This window comes from Pseudoalteromonas sp. XI10, from assembly GCF_001469895.1.
GTDB lineage: Bacteria > Pseudomonadota > Gammaproteobacteria > Enterobacterales > Alteromonadaceae > Pseudoalteromonas.
Genome location: NZ_LOPY01000060.1, coordinates 208,301 through 229,111 on the forward strand (window position 1 = coordinate 208,301; position 20,811 = coordinate 229,111).

Sequence of the window (20,811 nt, forward strand, 5' to 3'; positions counted from 1 at the left end):
TTATAAGCCACCGGATACATCGATAAAACTGCCCGTTGTGAATGAGGCTTGCTCACTTGCCAAAAAGTAAATCGCTGAGGCAACCTCATCAGCCTCACCACCGCGTCCTAGCGGCAACTTAGATTTTAACCTATCAACTCGGTTTGCCTCACCGCCATCGCGGTGCATATCGGTATAAATAAGACCTGGCCTCACCCCATTAACTCGAATACCTTTACTCGCCAGTTCTTTAGCAAGGCCAATCGTGAAGGTATCAAGTGCTCCTTTGGATGCGGCATAATCTAAGTATTCATTTGGCGAGCCTGTTCGCGACGCACCCGATGAAATATTGACAATACTGCCTTTGTCCATACGCTTTATTGCTTCTCGCGCGCACAGAAAGGCGCCAGTAACATTACAACTTAAAATAGCGTTGATACGCTTAGCATCCACCTCTAATAACGGCATTTGCGGCATCATCATCGCTGCGTTATTAACTAACACATCTAACCGCGAAACCTGAGCATCTAATTTAGCGAACATAGCGAGCACTTGCTGCTCATCGGCAATATCAGCTTGTAACAAATAGGCATTCACGCCAAGCGCATTTATCTCATCAGCGACCTGCTCTGCACTTGCTTGATCTGACTTATAGTTAATACACACATCATAGCCATGTTTAGCAAACAGTTTTGCTGTCGCTGCACCTATACCGCGGCCGCCTCCGGTAATAAGAACCACTGGACTCTTGCTCATTCTGACTCCTTGTAAACTAACCTAAACTGCTCACACACCAATGGCATCTCTGGGTGACATTGATAGCCTGTACCTGCGAGCTCTCGCTGGTAATAATCCCAATGCACACGCTGCCAGTACTCAAGGCTTTTGTCGCCCTCGCCTTCTAATGCGGCGTAATCGGCGCTTATTTGATTATATGGGGTGATAGTTACAGAGACGGTTTCAATAATGCCGAGAGGCTGTCCCTGCCAATTGGTAAAAATGGCTAAATCACCAACTTCTGGAAGGGCTTCATTATTGGCTTTAAACCAATAAAGTGAAGGGGTTGTTGCTTGTTTTACGCCATTTAAAACCAGCAATGCGCAGTCATTGGCATCTTGCTCATTGTCGCAAAAATGCCAATGTGGCAGTTCAATCACTTCGCGCCCTGATTGCTCATTAAAGCGAGCAATCATCTGCGCGATACGCTGCTCGTTACTTAACGGCTGCAACGACAGAAATCTCAACTAATAATGCATCGCGCGCCATTTTTGCCTCAACACAAGCGCGAGCTGGTGCATGGCCCTGTGGCACCCATGCATCCCAAACAGCGTTCATTTGTGCAAAGTATTCCATGCTCTTCAGGTAAATTGTGGCACTTAGCATGTGCTCTTTGCTACTACCTGCTTCAATAAGTAGCGCTTCGACCTTATCTAGCATGGTTTGAGTTTGTTCGGTGATATCTTTTTCGGCATCAGCACAAACTTGGCCGCATAGGTATACTGTGCCGTTATGCTTAACGATGCGGCTCATACGCGCACCGGTTTGTAAACGTTCGATTGTCATAGTAAGAACTTAAAAAATTAACAGTGGCGCTAATTTAGCAAATCCACTGTTAGATTTCGACGTTATTTGGCGAGTGAATACTGAGGTAGTGACTGCGCTGTTTGTGTTCATCATATTCGATAACAGCAACCGCCCCAGTATTGAAGATTGGCATGTGACCAGGGCTTAACTGGTCAACTAAGTAGCTAACAATTGGCATATGGGCAACGACTAACCAGGTATTGCAGTCTGGATGCATAGCAATCAGGGTTTCTAGGTAATCAGCAGCAATTTGCGGTACACCATCAGGGGTAATATCACTGCAGGTTTCATTAAATTGTAACGAAATATGTTGCGTCGCATCCAAAGCAGTTTGTTGTGCGCGAATGTAAGGACTTACCAACAGAGCATCAGGTTTATGGTGTGTCGCTAACCACTGCCCCATTCGACTGGCTTCTTGGTGACCGGTCTCGGTCAGTTGTCTTGCTGCATCATCTGCTTGCATTGGCGTAGCTTCGCCATGGCGCATGATTAAGATTGTTTTCATAAAAAATCAACCGATTAAAGAATATAAAACAGTAGCCAGTTTGCTTGATTGTTCGCTATATTAGAATATCATCACTAGATACATTAAACATCCGCTTATGATATTCAGGTAGATTTTCGTAGCTCTGTCTTTTTTAGCTTTCCTGAAAATATCATCTGTTGTTAGGACATTAACGCACTCTTTCAGGAGCATCTTTTGAATATCAGCCGCAATGATAACAGAACATACCAACCCCTAACACTGGACAATGGTCTAAAAGTACTTTTAGTGCAAGACTTAGAGTCAACAAAATCAGCGGCTTCAATGGCTATTAACGCAGGCCATTTCGATGACCCCCTTGATAGGCAAGGTCTCGCGCACTTTTTAGAGCATATGCTTTTTTTAGGCACTGACCTGTACCCAGAATCGGGCGGTTTTTCTAATTTTGTATCGCAATCTGGTGGCAACACCAATGCCTGGACTGGCACTGAGCACACTTGCTACTTCTTTGATATTAATAACCAACAGTTTGCTGAGGCACTGGCACAATTCAGTCGTTTTTTTATTGCCCCACTCTTAAATCCTAAAGAGACAACTAAAGAACGTAATGCTATAGACGCAGAATTTAAACTAAAAATAAAAGATGACGGCCGCCGTATTTATCAGGCTCATAAAGAAACGGTTAACCCAGCGCACCCTTTTGCAAAGTTTTCGGTCGGTAACCAGCAAACCCTCGCGGATCGTGAGGGCTGTATCAGTGATGAGCTACGTGCTTTTTTCGATAGCCACTATCAGGCTCAGTGGATGACACTGGTGATATGTAGCAATGAAGATATTGCGACCATGACCACCTGGGTAAAACAGTTATTTAGCGAAATTAAAGGTCAGCCAAAAAGTAAAGAGATCATAGAGCAACCACTTTACCGTAAACAAGACTTAGGTAAGGTGTTACATATTGAGCCACATAAACATATGCAAAAGCTCATTATTAGCTTTGCGATGCCAAATATAGATGACTTTTATCGTCACAAAACCGTTAGTTTTATTGCCCACTTACTTGGCTACGAAGGCAAAGGGTCACTGTACTCTATTTTAAAAGAGCAAGGCTGGATCAATGCCCTTTCAGCGGGTGGTGGCATTAATGGCAGTAATTTCAAAGATTTTAACATCAGTATGGCGTTAACTGATGAAGGTATTGAATACTATGAAGATATCGTCGAAATGGTGTTTGAGTATATCTGCTTAATTAACCAAAACTGCGATAAATTGCCGCGTCTTTATCAAGACAAAAAGAACCTCTTGCAAATTGCCTTTGATAATCAAGAAAAAGCGCGCTTAATTGATTGGGTGAGTAACTTAAGCATTAATATGCAGCATTACGATGAAGCCAACTATGTGCAAGGCGATTATTTAATGGAAGGCTTTAACCGCTGCGCTCATGAAATTGCCATGCAATGGCTAACACCTGATAACATGCGCTTGGTATTGATTCATCCTGGTGTTGAGCCTGAGCACACTACAGCTTGGTACAACACCCCATATAAAGTAGAAGACATCTCAGCAAGTTGGTTAGAAGCGCTTAGTGAAATAAACACGCCATTACCACAGATGTGCTTACCAAGTGCTAACCCATACCTCACAAAAGATGTTGAACTATTACCATTAGACGAGCCAAATAAATCACCTGAGCTTTTAGTCACAAGAGACGGCTTTGATTTTTGGTTTAAGCAAGACGCGACTTTCAGAGTAGCTAAAGGGCATTTTTACTTAGCAATGGACTCAACCTTTGCGATTAAAGATGTTAAACACATGGCCCTTACCCGCTTATTTGCAGACCTGTTTATGGACAGTGTTGCTGAGCAATTTTATCCAGCAGAATTGGCTGGTCTTAGTTATCACTTAACCTCGCACCAAGGTGGCTTAACCCTTCATACTGCGGGTCTCTCATCGAGTCAGTTAGAGCTGGTTAATGAGTTACTTGAAGCACTCTTTAATGTTGAAATCTGCGCAAAACGCTTTGCAGAGTATAAAAAGCAGCTCGTTAGACACTGGCGAAACAGCAATCAAAACAAACCTGTTAGTGAGCTATTTAGTATTTTGGGTGCGCAAATCATGCCATGGAACCCAGAGCCTAATGCCTTAGCACAAGCTTTAAAGGATACGAGTTTCCATCAATTTAATTGCTTTAGAAATGAGTTTTTTAAAGCCTTGCACGTTGAGTCTTTTTTACATGGTAACTGGCAACGTAGTGATGCACTCAAGTTCCAAAAGCAAGTGACTAAACACCTAGCCGACAGCACAACAATTATTGATTTAACGCGACCACTAAACGATATAACCGAAGTAGATCAACAGCGCTTCACGTTAAATTGCAGCGATCATGCGATGGTGCTTTACTATCAAGCACAAACGGATGACACCACCGAAAAGGTGCAAATGATGGTACTTAATCATTTAATAAACCAAGATTATTTTAATGAGTTAAGAACCAAGCAACAGCTCGGCTATTTAGTTGGTGCAGGCTATGCGCCTTTCAATACCCGTGCAGGTATTGCTTTTTACGTGCAGTCACCTATGCATAGTGCTGATGAGATACTTCAGCGTCACCAGCAATTTATTAATAATTATGTGTCACAAGTAAACAACATTTCTGAGCAGCAATGGCTCGATACCAAAGCAGGCCTTGTTACACACATTGCTGAGAAAGATAAAAATTTACGCTTACGTTCGCAACGTTTATGGTTAGCAATCGGTAATCGCGATACTGAATTTAATATGCAACAACAGCTTTTAGAGGCACTTGATAAGTTAAGCCTTACTCAAATGCAGCAGTATATTACCGAAACGTTCAGTGAAAACAGGCCAAGAATAGAACTTTTAAGTGAGCCAAAGGCTAAAAAACAGCCAAAAGCAAGCCTTTCTTCGCATTCTCTTTGACTCGAACGCGAGCTTAGATTAGATTAATTGGTGCGAATTACGGTAATGCATTAATGATAAAAATAATAAAAATGATTTCTGCTTTTTTAACAATAAGTATGGCTGGGATTTTTTCAGCATCCGCCAGCCCCATAGAGCTTGAACAGAGCACATTGCTGCTTATTCCAAGTGCTATTATGATGCTGTTATTGCCGTACCTATTATTTATAATTTTCAAATTAAAGCGCTCTCGAAAACAACTGCGTATTTCAGAACATCGCTTAAAAAGTACCGTAGAAGGTAGTGGCGATACCCTCTGGGATTGGAATATTAAAACCGGAGAAGTGCTGCGAATTAATGATAAATACACCTCAGATACAAACAGTAGCAGCGGCTTTCCCCCTAACCGCGAATTGATTCACCCACACGACTTACAACACGTTGAAACAGCCCTAAAAAAACACTTTGCCGAACACACCGCCTTTTTTGAAGCAAGTTACCGGATTAAAGACAGCCTCGGTCGTTGGCATTGGGTACTAGATCGCGGCAAGATCATCGAAAAAGACGCAAACCTCAACCCTTTGCGTATGACAGGCACTGTAAGAGATATTTCTCAGCTTAAATCAACAGAAGCCCGTTTAAACCTATTCGCTAAATGCGTTGAGTCGCTAACTGACGCCATCGCCATTTTCGATAAAAACTTTAAGTTGGTTGACTTAAACCCAAGCTTCTTAACGCTATTTGGTGGTACCCGAGAGCAATATTTAAAGAAAGATTTTACCTTAAATGGCTATGACCAAAGCTATGTGGATGAAATTAAAGCCACCGTAAAAGCCACGGAGCATTGGCAGCAAGAGGTTAAACTTCGCAATGCGAAAAGGCAGCTGTTACCGATTGAAATTTCAATTGATGAAATCAAAAATGAGCACAACCAAATATGTAACTATGTCGTTGTGTTTTCTGATCAAACTGAGCGTAAAAAAGCCGAATCACAATTACATAACTTATCGAACCGCGACCGCACAACAGGCTTACCTAACCGAAACTTATTTTTCACCAACCTGAAAAAGCTCGCTAAACAAGATAACCATCACGCTTTATTAGTATTTGACCTAGATAACTTTAAAAAGATTAACGACTCTCTAGGTCACCAACTTGGTGATAGCTTGCTATCTAAGCTTGCGATGCGCCTTAATAAGTTAACCCGCGAAAAAGATGTGTTTTATCGCCTAGGCGGTGATGAGTTTGCACTGGTAATGTCGGGTACCAACGATATTCATACCATTACTCGCATGGCTAAACTCTTTTTAGCCGCCATTGCCACACCTTTTAATATGGCGGGTCACGAGCTAGTGATCACCTCAAGTGTCGGGATCGTGCTGTTCCCTGAAGATGGCAATACCCCAGAGCTATTACTTAAAAATGCGGATACTGCCATGTATCACGCCAAGAAAAAAGGCAATAGCTATCTGTTTTTCAACGACACTATGAACCGTGAAGCTGTTAAACGCTTACAAATCGAAAACTTAATGCGTTACGGCCTAAAAGAAGATCACTTTGAAGTGTATTACCAACCGAAGATGAATATTCGTACAGGTAAACTCGATGGTATGGAAGCTCTTGTGCGCTTTATTACCCCGAAAAAAGGTGTGATCAGCCCAGGAGTGTTTATTCCTATCGCTGAAGAAACTGGGCAAATTATCGAAATTGGTGAAGTTGTTTTAAACAAAGCGTGCCGCGATGTAAAAGCATGGATAGATCAAGGCTTATTCAACGGTCGTGTTGCTGTGAACTTATCAGCTAAGCAGTTTAGCTTACCTGATTTAACCACTCGTATTGATGTGATTTTGCAAAAGAATGAACTGCCCTCTTACTTCCTCGAACTTGAGATCACCGAAGGTACGGTTATGGACGACCCTAACGAAGCAATTGCAGTCATGCGCTCACTCAGTGCTCGTGGTATTCACCTTGCGATGGATGACTTTGGTACGGGTTACTCTTCATTAGCTTATCTTAAGCAGTTCCCGCTTAATACCTTGAAAGTTGATAAAGCCTTTATTGATGATATGCAATCAGAGCGTGGCCGCAATATGGTTGACTCAATTGTGACCATTGCCCATAACCTTGATTTGCATGTAGTTGCAGAAGGGGTTGAACAAGCCGAACAGGTTGTGATGTTAGAGCAGTTAAAGTGCCAGACGGTTCAAGGCTACTATTACTCTAAGCCACTGTCTCAGCCTGAATTTACCGCCTTCCTACAAAAACAACTCGATAAATCTGCGCCGAGCCTGTTAAAAACAGCAGAAATTTAAGGTCGCCAGCCACAAGATTGGCGGCCAACATGGCGCACAAATGCGCGGCGATAATGCACGTTAAACAAACACCAAGCGACAGGCCCAAGCACTCCACCTAACAGCATCCAACGCTTTACCGGCATCCCTTTAGACAGAGACTCTAAATACATCACTAAAATAAATACACAGCTCAAAAATACAAATAACACACAGCACCTCATTAAAATCAGCGGCAGTGTACATAATTTCAGCAGGCTTTAAAACTTCACTCATGCTATGCCCTCTATAAGGCTTATTTATACTGACCTTTATGCTACTTAGCCTTACTTGCTAGGCTGTTGAAATGATGTACAAAAACCAATCTTTTTTGCTATTATCGGAACGTGCTATCAGCACAAAGGAATATACAAAAATAATTATGAGGAATCGTTATGTCTGAAGAATCAGCCAACATCTATGAAGCGCCAGAAGCTGAGCTTACTCAGCAAAATAATGGTGGTAATAAACCTATTTTAAACTTTGACCGCTTCTCTGCTTGGGGCGTGTTCTTTTTGAGTCTTATCACATTAGGTATTTACTCAATTTACTGGCTAGTAAGCCGCACAAACAAAGCAAACGCGCTTGCTAAACATCAAGTTAACCAAAACCTAGTTTATGGTTACATTGCCCTTTACGTAATCAACTTTGCGGTAGCGTTTACATCAATACCTGAAGTATTTTCTACTATTATTTCAATGATTACTCTTATTGTTGGTCTGGTATTCATTTTCTCGTTACGTACTTCATTAAAAGAGTTAATCAATGAAGGTAGCAATGAGCCTGTACATTTAAGTGGCATACTGACATTTTTCTTTTATGCTATTTATTTCCAATACAAAATTAACGAAGCTATTGATAATCAAAAATAATCGTTTCGCTTATTAGCTAATAAAAAAGGCATTGAATTCAATGCCTTTTTTATTGCGGGTTGCTATCAGGGGGTATTACAATGCCCCGGAGTGCTTCACATTTAAATAGGTGTTAAGCACATGCGGTAGTAGCTGCTCAGGGTTACAGTCTATGGCTATTACACCTTGTTTTTTCAGCTTAGCCATATTGGCTTTATGTGAATTTAGTAGTGCTAATGCTGCACAGTAACTGGTTGCATCTTCGTACTTTTCAATAGGCTCATCGAGCACCTCATTTACAGCACGGTTATTAATATTAATAAGTGCCACTAAGTGGTGTTTTTGTAGTAGCTTAATTGCAGGCATTAACTCATCAATGCTTTGCTCATCAAGGGTGGTAACTAATAACACTAAAGAACGTTTACTGCGTTTAGCGATTAATTGGTTCACAGCCACTAAATAGTCACTGCTGCTCTTATCTGGGTATAGATCATAAAAGTGATTCATTACCCGTGATACATTCTGCGCACCTTTTACATCAGGTAACCAACGCAGATTTTGATTAAAGCTTTGCATGCTAAACCAATCACCTTGCTTTAAAACTGTGTGCGACAGCAGTAATAATGCATTTAAAGCATGATCAAAGTGGCTGCCTTCATTGGCTTCTATGGCCATTTTTTTAGAAGCGTCTAGCATCACTATGACATGTTGATTTTGCTCTTCTTGATACTCACGAGAAATGAGTTTTCGACGCTTACTGGTCGCCTGCCAGTCTATCTGCCTAACACTATCACCTTGGCGATATTCGCGTAGTTGCTGAAATTCGATACCATCACCGCGCTTTTTAGTGAGCTTTAAGCCTGAAATAGGCTTATTCACTACGCCATTTAAATGCTGCTTTGAAGTAACCCGGCTAAAATCTGGATACACTTTTAATTGAATTGCTTGCTCAGCTAACCAGTTTGTTTGCCAAAGGCCAAATGGCGACCCTACCCTAAGTTCAATGGCACTGATCTGCGCATCGCCTCGTTTGTGAGCACGTAAGCTAAAGCTCTGCTTTGCTTGTTGCATTGCATCTATAAACACCGTTTGCTGTGGCTTTTGCAGCTCAATTGAATTACTTAAATGAACACTGACATCTAGCATGGTCGCATGCTTCGCTTTATTTTTAATCACTAGCTGCAATGCTTGGCGGCGATACAAAGCCATGTTGAGACTCGTTTGTGCACTTACTTCAAGTAAAGGCTCTGACTTCGCTGCCATATAATCTACAAATGCGAGCAATAAAGGCACTAAAAGCAAGGCCGTTAGCACTAAGCTGTCAACTGATGCAATGGCACAGACAAGCAGCAATAACAGCAACAAAGCTGTTAATTGTACTAAGCGTTTTGCAGGTCTATGCTTAATGCGATTCATGAGCGTGGTGCTTCAACACTGGCTAAAATGGCATTGATCACTTCATCAAATGACACCCCTTCCAGCTCCAAATCAGCCGATAAAATTAATCGGTGTCTTAAAATATTCACAGACACTGACTTCACATCATCAGGAGTTACAAAGTCACGGCCATTCATTAATGCCATTACTTTTGCCGCTTTAATGATATTAATTGAGGCACGTAACCCTGCGCCGTGCAATACGCCTTGCCAAGTTCGTGAACTACGCACGATATCGACGGCATAATTCAGTATTTGTTCGTCTACTAGGATATCTGCACAAAGCTGTTTAATTTCCGCAATACGATCAGCATCCAATACCGCTGGGAGCTGCTCTACTTTGGTTTCATTAGAGACAATTTGTGTATTCAGTTTTAAAAGCTCAACTTCCGATTCATGAGAAGGAAAACCAAGCTCCACTTTCATCATAAAACGGTCTAATTCAGCCTCAGGCAGTGGGTACGTCCCTTCTTGATCTAATGGGTTTTGAGTCGCTAATACCATAAACGGTGAATCAATAGATAATGACTCGCCATCAATGGTAATTTGTTGCTCTTGCATCACCTCAAGAAGAGCTGATTGCGTTTTAGCTGGTGCACGATTGATTTCATCAGCCAGCAAAATATTAGTAAATGCTGGGCCTTTTTTGATATTAAATTCACCTGATTTCATATCATACAAACTATGGCCAACAACATCTGAAGGCATTAAATCCGGTGTAAACTGCACGCGCGAAAAGTCTACATTTAAGCTTTTTGCTAAGGCTCTAACCAGTAGCGTTTTACCAAGCCCTGGAACCCCTTCAAGTAACACATGACCACCCGCAAAGAGCACCGTAAGCACATCTTCAACAATGGCATCTTGACCAACTAACACACGCGAAATGTTTTGCTTTACTTGTTTTACTGCATCAGCTGCCTCAACTAAGCTCATGCGATTAGTGTCTAATTCCGTGCTCATAAGGCATTCCTTAATTGTTTAAATCGTTTTATATATTCTGTTCGTTGTTCTTTAGACTCAGGCAACTTGCTAGCAAGCAACTCAGCCACCTGTTGTTTTTCAAAATGAGTTAAATTAGCGATGATCTGCGCCTGCTTTTCAGCACTAAGCATCTTAAAGTTAGGCACTCGCGACTCTACTTTGGCGTAAAAATCTTTCTTGAGTGCAGTAAATAACACGGCTTCGTGACCATGCTCTGAATAAAAGTTTGCTACTGCTCGAATATGCTGATTAAAGCTGGTTTTTATATCGAAGTCAGGAGCATAAGAGCGGCCGATACGACTACTGATATGCCACACCGCAAGCACAATTAATAACAGCAACGTCACCACAAATTGCCAGCTCCAGTGCCATAATTTGGCAAACCAATTTGGGTAAGTCAGGTAAGGTACATAGGTTACTTTTTCAGCCCCTTTACTTAACCAAAGCAATAAACTGCCATGATCCAGATGGCGAAGTCGGTAATTGGTAAAAGGTAACAGCGATGGCATCACAATGACCCGACCTTGACCAAATGCAAAGTCACACATCAAGGTATCGCCGTTATCATTATTGGTACTCACACCGGGGCAGTTTTCAATAAAAAAGGCACGGCTTAGCTCAAGGTCAAGCTGAGTGTTTCCATCAATTGATAAATTACTATTTTTATTCCCTTCTTTGAGCATCGCAAAATCATATTCAAAAACATCTTCTTGACTTTGTACATTGATGCCAAGCTGACTAAAAAATACTGTGCTATCAATCGCCAGCTCATCACGTTGCCTGTTTAATACATAAATTAAACGTCCGCCATCAGCGACCCAATCAGCAAGCTGTACATCTAACTGGTAAGAGTCAGCAAGCACCGCCTCATCCAAAATTAAGATACTTTGTGGGTCTATGTTTAACTCATCACTTTGTGCTTGCTCTGCCAAGCGTTTGTTTTTATTCCAATCGATACCGTTGGCTTTAAGTAGCCGTTTAGCCATCGTAAAGTTATCTTTGGCCACATCACTATGAAAGCCAATTTCTATTTCTTTTTTCTGCCAATCTAAAGAAGCAATACCAGCAATAACAAATAAGCTAAACACCACTAGCACCGCTATGAGCACAACCTTAAGCTTCATGGGCTTGCTCCTTAGCCTCTGTTGTCATTGCCGTAATTTGCTCTGTCAGCTCGATAAAGTCGATATCAGGGGTTTTATGGCCCCAAGCAACCGTAACCCACGCAGAAAATAAGCGGTCAAAAATTGCTTGCCCTTGATTTGGCACCCTAGCATCGATTGCACGTTTACATTCGCGCTCAGTCATCGAGCGGTGCAAGCGCACTTCATGTTGTTGCTGCGCCCAACTCAGCGCATGATGAAGCAAATACGCCAGCGCCAAGCGGTGCTCACCTTGCTCAAAACACTGCTTTGCTGCGGCAATTAAATCTGTAGGTAAATCTTTGCTTTTAATTTCTGCAAATAAGGTTGGGATAACAGGCTCTTCATTCACTTTACTGCGCTCAGGCAAGCTTAAGTTGGCAAAAAAGCCACGCTTTTGCATCAGGTAATAAACTAGCCAAATAACTAATAAGCCGACCAATACCCAAACTAACACGCCAAACACTTCGCCAATGGCAGTAAACACATCGATAAGCCATGACCAGTCACTATCTGATGAACTCGCTTTTGCTTCGATATTTGGCACCCATGTGGTCTCAGTTTCAATAACATTAGGCTCATTATAAAGAGCAGTAACTTGCTCTTTTACCGCTTGCTTATCGATTTGCTCGGCGTAGCTTGTTGATGGTTGTAGTGTAAACGTTGTCAGCATAAGTAATGCTACAGCACTCACTACGCCTGCAAGACGGGTGCGAATATTTTTAAATGCCAGCTCTATATCCCAGCCTTCTAGTTCAACTCGGCGGTGTAAATAAGCAAGAAATCCACCGGTAACAAATAACGGCGCCACTAACGAGATACTGATGATATAAATAAAGTTAAACGCTATCTCAACCCAGATTGGCGCTTCGAATATTTGGTACATGGCTTCTTGTGCTGAGAATGAATGGGGCACAAGTGCAATTGTCAGTGCCGATATTCCCATCAATAAGATAAACTCAAAATGTACACAGAACAGCATCCACAATGTTTGCTTAGGCTTAGTTGAAGCAAACAACACCTGCTTACGCTTAGTTTTGCGCTCACCTGATAGTCGTTCAAGTTGCTCTACAGGGGCTAAAAATGCTCTGTTTGGGCTGAGCCTAAAAACGGTTAAATGCGCTAACATATCAGCGATTTTTAACTGCTTGAGTGACTTTAAGCTACTCATTATGTTGACTGGCTGATTGAAAACCGCTTTTGACATGTAATCGAGCAAAGGTCGCTCAAATACAGGTTTAAGCCACCAAACAACAAAGCCACCTATACCCCAGCTTAATAAAAAACCGACAATCAAAAATACGGGTACTACCATCATCAAATACAAAGAGACCAATGCCACAGCATGCTGCTTAACTAGCAACACTGTTAAATCAAAGGTTTCGTAAGCACTGCGCTTGCGAGGATTGAAGCTAAGACGATTAAGCTCCATAGCGCATTCCCCTGTATAAGCGAAAAATAACATAAGCCCAACAACCGCTGCCAACTAAATATTTAACTTCGTTAGCAATATCACGGGGTGACCAAAATGCTTCGATAAAAGCGGCAATGACTAACATCAAAAATGCGCCAACAATCAGTGGAAGCGCTTTTTGTGCGGCCTGTTTCATCGCATATGCACGGGTATACTGCCCGGGGTTTAGCAAGCCGTAACCTATTTGACACCCGGCCGCTGAGGCAATAATGATAGCGGTTAACTCAAATGAGCCATGGGTTATTACAAACGAAAAAAACGGCCCTTCAAATCCAACATTCACAATGTGAGCAGCAACAGCACCAAAATAAAAACTATTGAACAATAGAAAAAAAGCAGCTCCAACACAGAACAATACGCCACCTGCAAACATCTGAAATGCGATACCAATGTTATTGTAGATATAGACCCCGAACATCATCAGATCTTGCGATGCGCCGCGCTCCGCCGATTGAACACTACCACTAGGGTTATACATTTGTTCGATATTAAGGACAGTGCCTTGCCCTAAAAATGTATACGCAGCATCAGGGTCTATTGTCACCCAAATAAAAGCAATTAAGGCCAATCCCCAAAATGCCAATAAGTTAATACCAAGCATTAAACGATTTTCATACAGTGCACGCGGAAATGCCGTGCGGGCCACATGCCATATTTCAGAAAATTGATTGCTTCGAGATAAATAAAGGCGCTTCTGCCCTAACTGCACCAGCCTGTTTATTTGCTCAATCAACACTGGACTATATTGACGACTTTGCGCAATGGCTAAATCATTACAGACTTTGCGATACAAGTTAGGAAAATTAACAGGTAAAGACTCTGCACTATTTTGTTCGCAAAGCGCTTCAAACTCATCCCAACTGACACTATTTGATTTTACAAATTGAGCTTGCTTCATTGCTTACCCTCCTGCTGCGGGTAATCGTTATCGTGTTGAACTTGCCCAGCAAATTGGCGCGCATAGCTAACGAGCTGCGCCTCAATCTCATGCTCTGCGGCAGAAAACGGTGCAGCTAAAATAGCTGCCAACTCACGGCGCCTTGCATCAGATAATTCATCATGACGCTCTGCAAAAGCAAGCACCGCTAATTGCTCTTCGGTGGTTAAGCTAATGGTAGGAATATGCACTTCACCTTGAGATAATTCAGGGCGCGTAGCTAACTCATCGTCGTAAATAACCATGGTGCCTGCAGCCCAATCACCAATGCGTTTAAAACGGTTGTTAAACAACATAACCACAAGGCCTAAGAAATAGCCTATAGGTAGCATATCGGCTGGGCGTAGTAAGTTACGCACTACAATTTGCGAAAAGCTTGCTGGTAAACCATTGTCTTGCACAACACGAATTTTTAGGCGTTTTTTACCCGGCGTTTGGCCACTTTCCATTTCAAACAGGATGTTATAGCCCCATGAAATTAAAAAGTAAGCAATTAATATAAGTCCTTGCCCAGCATCGCCAAAAAAGGCAAATACAGTACCTACAGCAAGTAAAACCAAACTACGGATAATAAAATCGATGATGTAGGCATAGCTTCGGGCAACAACGCCAGCGGGAGTAATGGCGATATCAACGCCTTCGGGGAGTTTGATGTATTCTCTGTTTTCCAATCCGTGGTTCAACATTAATCTACTACTGGTATTTATTATTGTTTTCGTAAGCCAATAATAATGCGCGTTTTTCGTTCCTTTTTCAATGAATTTTGTTATAAGCGCGTTACAAACAAAACAAAAAAACCGGCTATAAGCCGGTTTTCAAAGGGGTTACAAAATTACTTTTCTGCGCGACCCATAAATTTATGCTCAACGGTATTAATACGAATACGGTCGCCTGTTGAAATATGCTCAGGAACTTGAATCGTTAAACCCGTTGTTAAACGTGCAGGCTTTGAACGTGCACTTGCTGAAGCACCCTTGATTGAAGGGTCAGTTTCTTCAACTACAAGCTCAACGCTCGATGGTAAATCTAAGCCAACTGGCGAGCCATCAATCACAATAACGTGAAGACCTTGAGTTTCTTCATTAACGAATAAAATCTCTTCGCTGATCGCTTCTTTATTTAGGTTATATGGCGTGTAGTCTTCGTTATCCATGAAAACATACTCTTCACCGTCGATGTAAGAAAACATAGCTTCACGACGAATGAGATCAGCAAGCTTTAGCATGTCGCTGTCTTTAAATGTTTCATCAACTTTACCGCCTGTTACCACATCGTATAAACGCATACGGTATAAACTGCCACCAGCACGACCTTGTGGTACTGAACGTTGAATATCTTTAACTACTAAAACACGGCCGTTATGCTCGATAGCGGCGCCTTTTTTAACTTCACTTGCCTTAGGCATGGGTGTATTCCTATCGTTTTTTGATGACAGAAATTTACCACGTAATGGCTTTTGTTCAATAAAAATTTACAGTTTTGACTCGCAGCCGTTATTTATTCGATTTTTCAGCAAATTATGACAATAGTTGTCTCAAAACTACGAAAAAGCTGCTATCTTTATAACTACGAAAAATGACTTCAAGGATTGGATCATGAATCAACACACAGTACACGAGTATTTAATGAAAAAGCCATTGGTGATGATCACCCAACCATTTGGCCAAGATGTCGACGTTTACAAGGTGAATCATAAAATGTTTGCCACCCTTGCCGAGGGCAAAGAAGGCCAAACAGACGATGATGGAAACCTTGTATGGTGGCTAAATCTGAAATGCGACCCAGATGAAGCCCAAGCACTGCGTGATATTTTCCCGTCGGTGATCCCGGGTTATCACATGAACAAACGTTTATGGAATACGGTTATTTTAGACGGCACCGTACCACAAGGAGAGATTGAACGAATGATTGATAATTCGTTTGATTTAGTGGTTGCGAATATGCCAGAAAAAGACAGAAAAGCGATTGAGCTTCATCTGTAAAATTGCGCACTGATCACGCTCTGTGATCAGTGCAACTTAAATGAAAATGATGATCGGTATACAAAACACCGCCAATAGCATACGCATCTAGCTGCTTATCGACTAACTGAAAACCACATTTCTCAAGTACTTTTTCTGAACCGATATTACCCTCGGTGACAACCGCTTTAAATTCACGTACAGCATGTTCTGATTTGGCGTAATCAAGCACTGCTTGCAAAGACTCTGTGGCATAGCCACGACCATGAAAATTAGGCAGCAACAAATAACCGACTTCTTGACTATCTGGCACTGTTGATGAGGTAAACCCCGTTATACCCACCTCTTTACCAGTACTGGTTTCAACAATAACTAAACAAAGAGGTGAATTCGAGTTTGGCTGCCAAGGCTTTAAGCGTTCATTAAACTTAGCTCGCAGCTGCGCCTCTGAGGGCTTATCGAAGCATTTAGCTATAACTTCGGCATCATTATGCAAAGTATAAAACAATGGCCAATCATCGGCATTTAACAGCCGTAATGTTAATCGCGCAGTGGTGAGAGTCATGGTGATTAATCGCTTATTAAATAAACCTAGTTATAACAAACTGATTTCGTGAGTTAAATACCACTTATGGCCAATATAGAAGAAAAAAGCCCACATTTTTTAGACTTAACTTAGTTAAACTTCAAAGCCAAAATGACTCCCGTCCGGGAGCTCGACATCAAGTCTTAAGGTACCCCCAGCAGCTTCAACATAACGCTTTAATGATGATAATCTAACGTCACGACCTGGTTTCTCCATGTCAGATATCGTTGGCTGCTTGACGCCAAGCTCTTTCGCCATCTCGCCCTGTGTTAGTTTCATATGTTCACGAAGCTCTGCTAAATGAATATTAAGAAGCATATCTGACGCCGCTTTCTTAGCTTTGGCTACCACTTCTGGTTTTTCATTCGCCAATAACTTTTCCAGTGTTCTAGCCATTATATTTACCTCTTTTCTAACTTATCTAGGTGAGCCGAATATTCACTATCAGCTATCGGGATCATTTGCTCATAAAACCTTTTTTCATTTGAGTTTTTATTACCCGCACAGAGAACAATCGCTTTACGGTTTGGATCAAAAGCAAAAAAAGCACGTATCGGAATCCCTTTACTTTGAATCCTTAACTCCTTCATATTACTAAAACAAGAACCATACACTGTATCTGCATAAGGTCTTGCTAGCATAGGACCTCGCTCCTGAAGAACCAATAAACACGCAAGTACATTAGTTCGGTCTGTGTCATCTAAGGCGTCAAACCAATTATCGAACCTGTCGGTTGTTTCAACTAACCACATATAAGCCCTCCTTGACCATAGATTTAAATCTATATAGATAATAACCTATAGTCAAGATTTAATCCGCTCAACTTCTAACCAATAAAAAGCCCCGCTCAATGAGCAGGGCTTTTAAAATTAACTAATTTAAAGAATTAGCTTTTAGTCGTTTCTGTATCAGCATCTTCTGACGCTTGCTCGTCTTCAACTACTTCTTTGGTTACTTCAACCGGATCGACAGGCGTAGCTTGAACTACTGCTGGCTCTTCGCTTTCTGCTTGGTAAAAACGACCACCTTTTTCAGCCATTGCTTTTAACGTATCGCAAGGTGTGAAAATTGGGTTGTAGTTAGCAAAAGTCGCCATTTCAGAGCTCACTTGTGCTGCACCCAGTTTATCCATATAGCTAAATGGACCGCCTAAGAATGGTGGGAAACCAATACCAAAAATAGCACCAATATCACCATCACGCGGGCTTGCAATAATGCCATCATCTAAACAGCGCACCGCTTCGTTTAGCATTTGCGCAACACAACGTTTAGCTATTTCGCTCTTGTTTAAACGAGGTGATGGCGTAACACCAAGTAGCTCGTAAACTGACTCATCCACTTTTTTATCTTTCTTGTCGTAAAGATAAAAACCACGGCCAGTCTTACGACCTAAACGCTTAGAATCGATTAAGCGATTAAAGGCATCCGGGGCTTTAAAGCGCTCGCCCAATTCTTTTTCAAGGATTGGCGCAATTTTAGAACCGATATCAATCCCTACTTCATCAAGAAGCGCTAAAGGCCCTACCGGGAATCCAAACTCAACCAATGCTTGGTCAATCTTTTCAATTGGCTCACCTGCTAGCAGTAAATTAGCCGCTTCATTTACATAAGGCGCTAAGATACGGTTTACATAGAAACCAGCCATATCTTTAACCACAATTGGTGTTTTACCTTGCTTACGGGCAAAGTTAACAACGCGTGCGATAGTCTCTTCAGACGTACCTTCATGTGGAATGATCTCAACAAGTGGCATTTTCTCAACAGGTGAGAAGTAATGCAGACCAATTACATTTTCTGGGCGTGCTGCATCAGCAGCAATTTGTGCAATTGGTAATGATGAGGTATTACTTGCAAAAATCGTGTTGTCTTGGCACTCACGTTCTACATCAGCCACCATACCCTGCTTTAAAGCAAGATCTTCAAACACGGCTTCGATAACGATATCAATGTGTTTAAAGCCGCTGTAATCGGTGGTACCGGTAATGCGGTTCATGGTTTGTTGTAGATCAGCTTTAGATAAAATACGACGCTTTTGCTTTTTATCTAAAATCTTGTAGCTGTAGTTCATTGCATTGCTGATGCCCTTTTCAGCCACATCTTTAATGCGCACTGGAACACCCGCTTTTACAGCACTAACATGGGCAATACCCGCGCCCATGAGGCCGCCACCTAATACAGCCGCTTTAGCGATTGCTGGGGCATCATCATTACGCCACTCTTTTTTCATTTCAGTGGTTGCAAAGAAAATACCGCGTAATGCTTTTGACTCATCACTCATTACCAGCGTGGCAAAGCCTTCAGCTTCAGTTTTGTATGCTTTTAACTGATCAAGTTCAACACTTGCACGAACGGCTTTAATAATGGCTAAAGGTGCCGGGTAGTGACCGCCTGTTTTCTTCAGCACGTTTTCTTGTGCTTTTTTGAAAATAATATTGCGACCAAATGGGTTTGACTCAAGTAATTGACTTAAACGGTCTAGCTTAGGTTTAGTAGCCTTCGCCTTACCTTTCAGAGCAAACTCTTTAGCAACGTCAAGTAATACACTGTGTGGTACACAATCATTTACTAGGCCTGTTTTCTTCGCTTGCTTAGCACGCACTTGCTTACCTGTAAGCATCCACTCAAGTGCTTTTTGCAAGCCAACTAATTTTGGTAAACGTTGAGTACCGCCACCACCAGGTAATAAGCCTAACTGTACTTCTGGCAAACCAAGCTTAGTGATATCGCTGTCTGAACACACGCGATAATCACACGCTAAAGCAAACTCTAAACCGCCACCCAATGCTGCACCATGAATAGCACTTACTGTTGGGAAAGGCAGCTTTTTCATATCAAAAAATGCTTGCTGACACATTTCGCTTAACGCTAATGCATCTTCACGGCTATTGGCGCTATCAAGCATTTTAATATCAGCACCGGCGATAAAGTTATCGCTTTTACCACTGATAAATACCATGCCTTTTACTGCTTGCGCTTGTGCGTCTTTAAGTAAGGTTTTTAAATCTTCTGCAAAACTGCTGCGCAGGGTGTTCATTTTCTCACCCGGCACATCAATGGTTACAACGGCTACGCCATCATCTGCCACTGATAAACTAAATACTGAATCTGTCATTACGCACTCTCCAATACAAAGGCTGCGCCTAAGCCACCCGCTGCACACGCAGTCGTAAGCGCTAAGCCGCCACCGCGACGATTAAGTTCATGTAAGCTTTGCGTGATCAGGCGCGCACCTGTTGCCGCAAATGGGTGACCGTATGCAAGTGAGCCACCTAATACATTGAACTTGTCCATGTTTATTTCGCCGATCGCCTTGCTGCGACCTAGCTTTTCTTGTGCAAATTTATCTGACGCAAACATCTTCATATTAGCCAGTGTTTGCGCTGCAAATGCTTCATGCATTTCGATTAAATCTAAATCAGCTAATGTGATACCTGCTCTATCTAGGGCAATTGGCGTTGAGTGCGCCGGACCCATTAGCATATCTTCATGTACACCAATTGCTGAGAAAGCAAAACTGCGTACATAACCTAGAATGTCGTAACCCAATGCTTTTGCTTTACTCTCGCTCATCATTAATACCGCAGCGGCACCATCAGTTAATGGCGTTGCGTTAGCTGCGGTAACAGAGCCGTGCTGACGGTCAAATACTGGTTTTAATTTCGCGTAGCCTTCAACTGTTGAGTTATGACGAATGTTATTGTCTTGCTCAATAAAGCTCTTATAAGGTGCAACATGGGCAGTCATTACTTCGTCTTTCAGTTTACCATCTGCCCACGCCTGACTTGCAAGGGTGTGAGAACGATGAGCTAAGGCATCTTGATCTTCACGGCTAATGCTATGTGTTTTCGCCATTTGCTCTGCTGTTTGACCCATAGATAAGCCAGTAGAGTACTCAGCGACCGCAGGCGGTACAGGAAGTAAATCTTTTAAACGTAGTTTAGAGAAAATCTTTAATCGCTGACCAAGCGTACGTGCTTTGTTTAAATCAACAAGGCTACCCGCTAATTTTTTACTAACACCAATAGGTAATACAGACGATGAGTCAGCACCACCAGCGATACCTACTTGCACTGAGCCTGCCATAATTGACTCGGCTACGTTAGCAATGGCTTGGAAACTTGTCGCACACGCACGCGAAACAGAATAAGCA

Annotated in this window: 21 protein-coding genes; 4 read left to right on the forward strand and 17 right to left on the reverse strand. The window is 42.0% G+C overall.

What is annotated here, in order from left to right:
* Genes AUR67_RS18465 through sixA form a run of 4 tightly spaced genes read right to left on the reverse strand, consistent with a single transcriptional unit; the run spans position 1 to position 2,068 of the window.
* Positions 1-735 (reverse strand): SDR family oxidoreductase, encoded by a 735-nt coding sequence (locus AUR67_RS18465; RefSeq protein ID WP_058586337.1) that lies wholly within the window; start codon positions 733-735, stop codon positions 1-3.
* On the reverse strand, positions 732-1,208 hold the full coding sequence (locus tag AUR67_RS18470) for an ASCH domain-containing protein (protein WP_058586338.1): 477 nt from the start codon (positions 1,206-1,208) through the stop codon (positions 732-734). Before AUR67_RS18470 ends, AUR67_RS18465 begins: the two co-directional genes overlap by 4 nt.
* The gene (locus tag AUR67_RS18475) at positions 1,192-1,542 is read right to left on the reverse strand and encodes a RidA family protein (RefSeq protein WP_054562122.1); all 351 of its coding nucleotides are present in this window, start codon (positions 1,540-1,542) and stop codon (positions 1,192-1,194) included. The genes AUR67_RS18470 and AUR67_RS18475 overlap by 17 nt, the downstream gene beginning before the upstream one ends.
* A 49-nt stretch (positions 1,543-1,591) precedes the next feature.
* Positions 1,592-2,068 (reverse strand): phosphohistidine phosphatase SixA, encoded by a 477-nt coding sequence (sixA, locus tag AUR67_RS18480; RefSeq protein ID WP_058586339.1) that lies wholly within the window; start codon positions 2,066-2,068, stop codon positions 1,592-1,594.
* Between the two features lie 195 nt (positions 2,069-2,263).
* Between sixA and AUR67_RS18485 the strand changes: the two genes are divergently transcribed.
* Positions 2,264-4,984: an insulinase family protein gene (locus tag AUR67_RS18485; protein ID WP_058586340.1), complete on the forward strand. Its 2,721-nt coding sequence runs from the start codon at positions 2,264-2,266 to the stop codon at positions 4,982-4,984.
* Positions 4,985-5,160: 176 nt separating this feature from the next.
* Positions 5,161-7,275 carry an EAL domain-containing protein gene (locus AUR67_RS18490; RefSeq protein WP_370317884.1) on the forward strand — a complete coding sequence of 705 codons (2,115 nt, stop codon included), beginning with the start codon at positions 5,161-5,163 and terminating at the stop codon, positions 7,273-7,275.
* On the opposite strand, the gene AUR67_RS21305 is transcribed toward AUR67_RS18490, so the two are convergent.
* A complete protein-coding gene (locus AUR67_RS21305) occupies positions 7,272-7,466 on the reverse strand; it encodes a hypothetical protein (protein WP_058586342.1) in 195 nt (64 codons plus the stop codon). The genes AUR67_RS18490 and AUR67_RS21305 overlap by 4 nt on opposite strands.
* Before the next feature lie 222 nt (positions 7,467-7,688).
* Here AUR67_RS21305 and AUR67_RS18500 point away from each other — a divergent pair, with 222 nt between their 5' ends.
* Complete coding sequence (locus AUR67_RS18500) at positions 7,689-8,165, forward strand: DUF4234 domain-containing protein (protein ID WP_058586343.1); 477 nt, start codon at positions 7,689-7,691, stop codon at positions 8,163-8,165.
* Positions 8,166-8,240: 75 nt separating this feature from the next.
* Here the strand turns inward: AUR67_RS18500 and AUR67_RS18505 are convergent, their stop codons facing one another.
* The 7 genes from AUR67_RS18505 to yeiP form a co-directional block, all read right to left on the reverse strand.
* Entirely contained in the window at positions 8,241-9,560 is a 1,320-nt protein-coding gene (locus AUR67_RS18505) for a DUF58 domain-containing protein (RefSeq protein WP_058586344.1), read from the reverse strand.
* Positions 9,557-10,540 carry an AAA family ATPase gene (locus AUR67_RS18510; RefSeq protein WP_058586345.1) on the reverse strand — a complete coding sequence of 328 codons (984 nt, stop codon included), beginning with the start codon at positions 10,538-10,540 and terminating at the stop codon, positions 9,557-9,559. Before AUR67_RS18510 ends, AUR67_RS18505 begins: the two co-directional genes overlap by 4 nt.
* Positions 10,537-11,685, reverse strand: a complete 1,149-nt coding sequence (locus AUR67_RS18515; RefSeq protein ID WP_058586346.1) for a DUF4350 domain-containing protein — start codon at positions 11,683-11,685, stop codon at positions 10,537-10,539. Before AUR67_RS18515 ends, AUR67_RS18510 begins: the two co-directional genes overlap by 4 nt.
* A complete protein-coding gene (locus tag AUR67_RS18520; RefSeq protein WP_058586347.1) occupies positions 11,675-13,135 on the reverse strand; it encodes a hypothetical protein in 1,461 nt (486 codons plus the stop codon). Before AUR67_RS18520 ends, AUR67_RS18515 begins: the two co-directional genes overlap by 11 nt.
* Complete coding sequence (locus AUR67_RS18525; protein ID WP_058586348.1) at positions 13,125-14,075, reverse strand: stage II sporulation protein M; 951 nt, start codon at positions 14,073-14,075, stop codon at positions 13,125-13,127. Before AUR67_RS18525 ends, AUR67_RS18520 begins: the two co-directional genes overlap by 11 nt.
* Positions 14,072-14,800 carry an RDD family protein gene (locus AUR67_RS18530; protein WP_058586349.1) on the reverse strand — a complete coding sequence of 243 codons (729 nt, stop codon included), beginning with the start codon at positions 14,798-14,800 and terminating at the stop codon, positions 14,072-14,074. The genes AUR67_RS18525 and AUR67_RS18530 overlap by 4 nt, the downstream gene beginning before the upstream one ends.
* A gap of 146 nt (positions 14,801-14,946) precedes the next feature.
* Entirely contained in the window at positions 14,947-15,519 is a 573-nt protein-coding gene (yeiP, locus tag AUR67_RS18535) for an elongation factor P-like protein YeiP (RefSeq protein ID WP_055020721.1), read from the reverse strand.
* Positions 15,520-15,709: 190 nt separating this feature from the next.
* Here yeiP and AUR67_RS18540 point away from each other — a divergent pair, with 190 nt between their 5' ends.
* Positions 15,710-16,096, forward strand: coding sequence for an MmcQ/YjbR family DNA-binding protein (locus tag AUR67_RS18540; RefSeq protein WP_058586350.1), 387 nt, complete (start codon positions 15,710-15,712; stop codon positions 16,094-16,096).
* A 13-nt stretch (positions 16,097-16,109) separates the two neighbouring features.
* Here AUR67_RS18540 and AUR67_RS18545 read toward each other — a convergent pair whose 3' ends face one another.
* The 5 genes from AUR67_RS18545 to fadI form a co-directional block, all read right to left on the reverse strand.
* Positions 16,110-16,640: a GNAT family N-acetyltransferase gene (locus AUR67_RS18545; protein WP_058586351.1), complete on the reverse strand. Its 531-nt coding sequence runs from the start codon at positions 16,638-16,640 to the stop codon at positions 16,110-16,112.
* A gap of 114 nt (positions 16,641-16,754) precedes the next feature.
* Positions 16,755-17,057: a helix-turn-helix domain-containing protein gene (locus tag AUR67_RS18550; RefSeq protein ID WP_054553216.1), complete on the reverse strand. Its 303-nt coding sequence runs from the start codon at positions 17,055-17,057 to the stop codon at positions 16,755-16,757.
* Positions 17,058-17,062: 5 nt separating this feature from the next.
* Positions 17,063-17,413 (reverse strand): type II toxin-antitoxin system RelE/ParE family toxin, encoded by a 351-nt coding sequence (locus AUR67_RS18555; RefSeq protein WP_058586352.1) that lies wholly within the window; start codon positions 17,411-17,413, stop codon positions 17,063-17,065.
* A 134-nt stretch (positions 17,414-17,547) separates the two neighbouring features.
* Positions 17,548-19,773 carry a fatty acid oxidation complex subunit alpha FadJ gene (gene fadJ, locus AUR67_RS18560; RefSeq protein ID WP_058586353.1) on the reverse strand — a complete coding sequence of 742 codons (2,226 nt, stop codon included), beginning with the start codon at positions 19,771-19,773 and terminating at the stop codon, positions 17,548-17,550.
* On the reverse strand, positions 19,773-20,811 hold a 1,039-nt coding region (gene fadI / locus AUR67_RS18565), incomplete at its 5' end, for an acetyl-CoA C-acyltransferase FadI (RefSeq protein ID WP_058586354.1). The genes fadJ and fadI, both read right to left, overlap by 1 nt.

Excerpts from the sequence above, each read along its gene's own strand:
- AUR67_RS18465 (WP_058586337.1), bottom strand. The coding sequence starts at position 735 with ATGAGCAAGAGTCCAGTGGTTCTTATTACCGGAGGCGGCCGCGGTATA.
- AUR67_RS18475 (WP_054562122.1), bottom strand. The coding sequence starts at position 1,542 with ATGACAATCGAACGTTTACAAACCGGTGCGCGTATGAGCCGCATCGTT.
- sixA (WP_058586339.1), bottom strand. The coding sequence starts at position 2,068 with ATGAAAACAATCTTAATCATGCGCCATGGCGAAGCTACGCCAATGCAA.
- AUR67_RS18490 (WP_370317884.1), top strand. The coding sequence starts at position 5,161 with ATGATGCTGTTATTGCCGTACCTATTATTTATAATTTTCAAATTAAAG.
- AUR67_RS18500 (WP_058586343.1), top strand. The coding sequence starts at position 7,689 with ATGTCTGAAGAATCAGCCAACATCTATGAAGCGCCAGAAGCTGAGCTT.
- AUR67_RS18505 (WP_058586344.1), bottom strand. The coding sequence starts at position 9,560 with ATGAATCGCATTAAGCATAGACCTGCAAAACGCTTAGTACAATTAACA.
- AUR67_RS18510 (WP_058586345.1), bottom strand. The coding sequence starts at position 10,540 with ATGAGCACGGAATTAGACACTAATCGCATGAGCTTAGTTGAGGCAGCT.
- AUR67_RS18515 (WP_058586346.1), bottom strand. The coding sequence starts at position 11,685 with ATGAAGCTTAAGGTTGTGCTCATAGCGGTGCTAGTGGTGTTTAGCTTA.
- AUR67_RS18520 (WP_058586347.1), bottom strand. The coding sequence starts at position 13,135 with ATGGAGCTTAATCGTCTTAGCTTCAATCCTCGCAAGCGCAGTGCTTAC.
- AUR67_RS18525 (WP_058586348.1), bottom strand. The coding sequence starts at position 14,075 with ATGAAGCAAGCTCAATTTGTAAAATCAAATAGTGTCAGTTGGGATGAG.
- AUR67_RS18530 (WP_058586349.1), bottom strand. The coding sequence starts at position 14,800 with ATGTTGAACCACGGATTGGAAAACAGAGAATACATCAAACTCCCCGAA.
- yeiP (WP_055020721.1), bottom strand. The coding sequence starts at position 15,519 with ATGCCTAAGGCAAGTGAAGTTAAAAAAGGCGCCGCTATCGAGCATAAC.
- AUR67_RS18540 (WP_058586350.1), top strand. The coding sequence starts at position 15,710 with ATGAATCAACACACAGTACACGAGTATTTAATGAAAAAGCCATTGGTG.
- AUR67_RS18545 (WP_058586351.1), bottom strand. The coding sequence starts at position 16,640 with ATGACTCTCACCACTGCGCGATTAACATTACGGCTGTTAAATGCCGAT.
- AUR67_RS18550 (WP_054553216.1), bottom strand. The coding sequence starts at position 17,057 with ATGGCTAGAACACTGGAAAAGTTATTGGCGAATGAAAAACCAGAAGTG.
- AUR67_RS18555 (WP_058586352.1), bottom strand. The coding sequence starts at position 17,413 with ATGTGGTTAGTTGAAACAACCGACAGGTTCGATAATTGGTTTGACGCC.
- fadJ (WP_058586353.1), bottom strand. The coding sequence starts at position 19,773 with ATGACAGATTCAGTATTTAGTTTATCAGTGGCAGATGATGGCGTAGCC.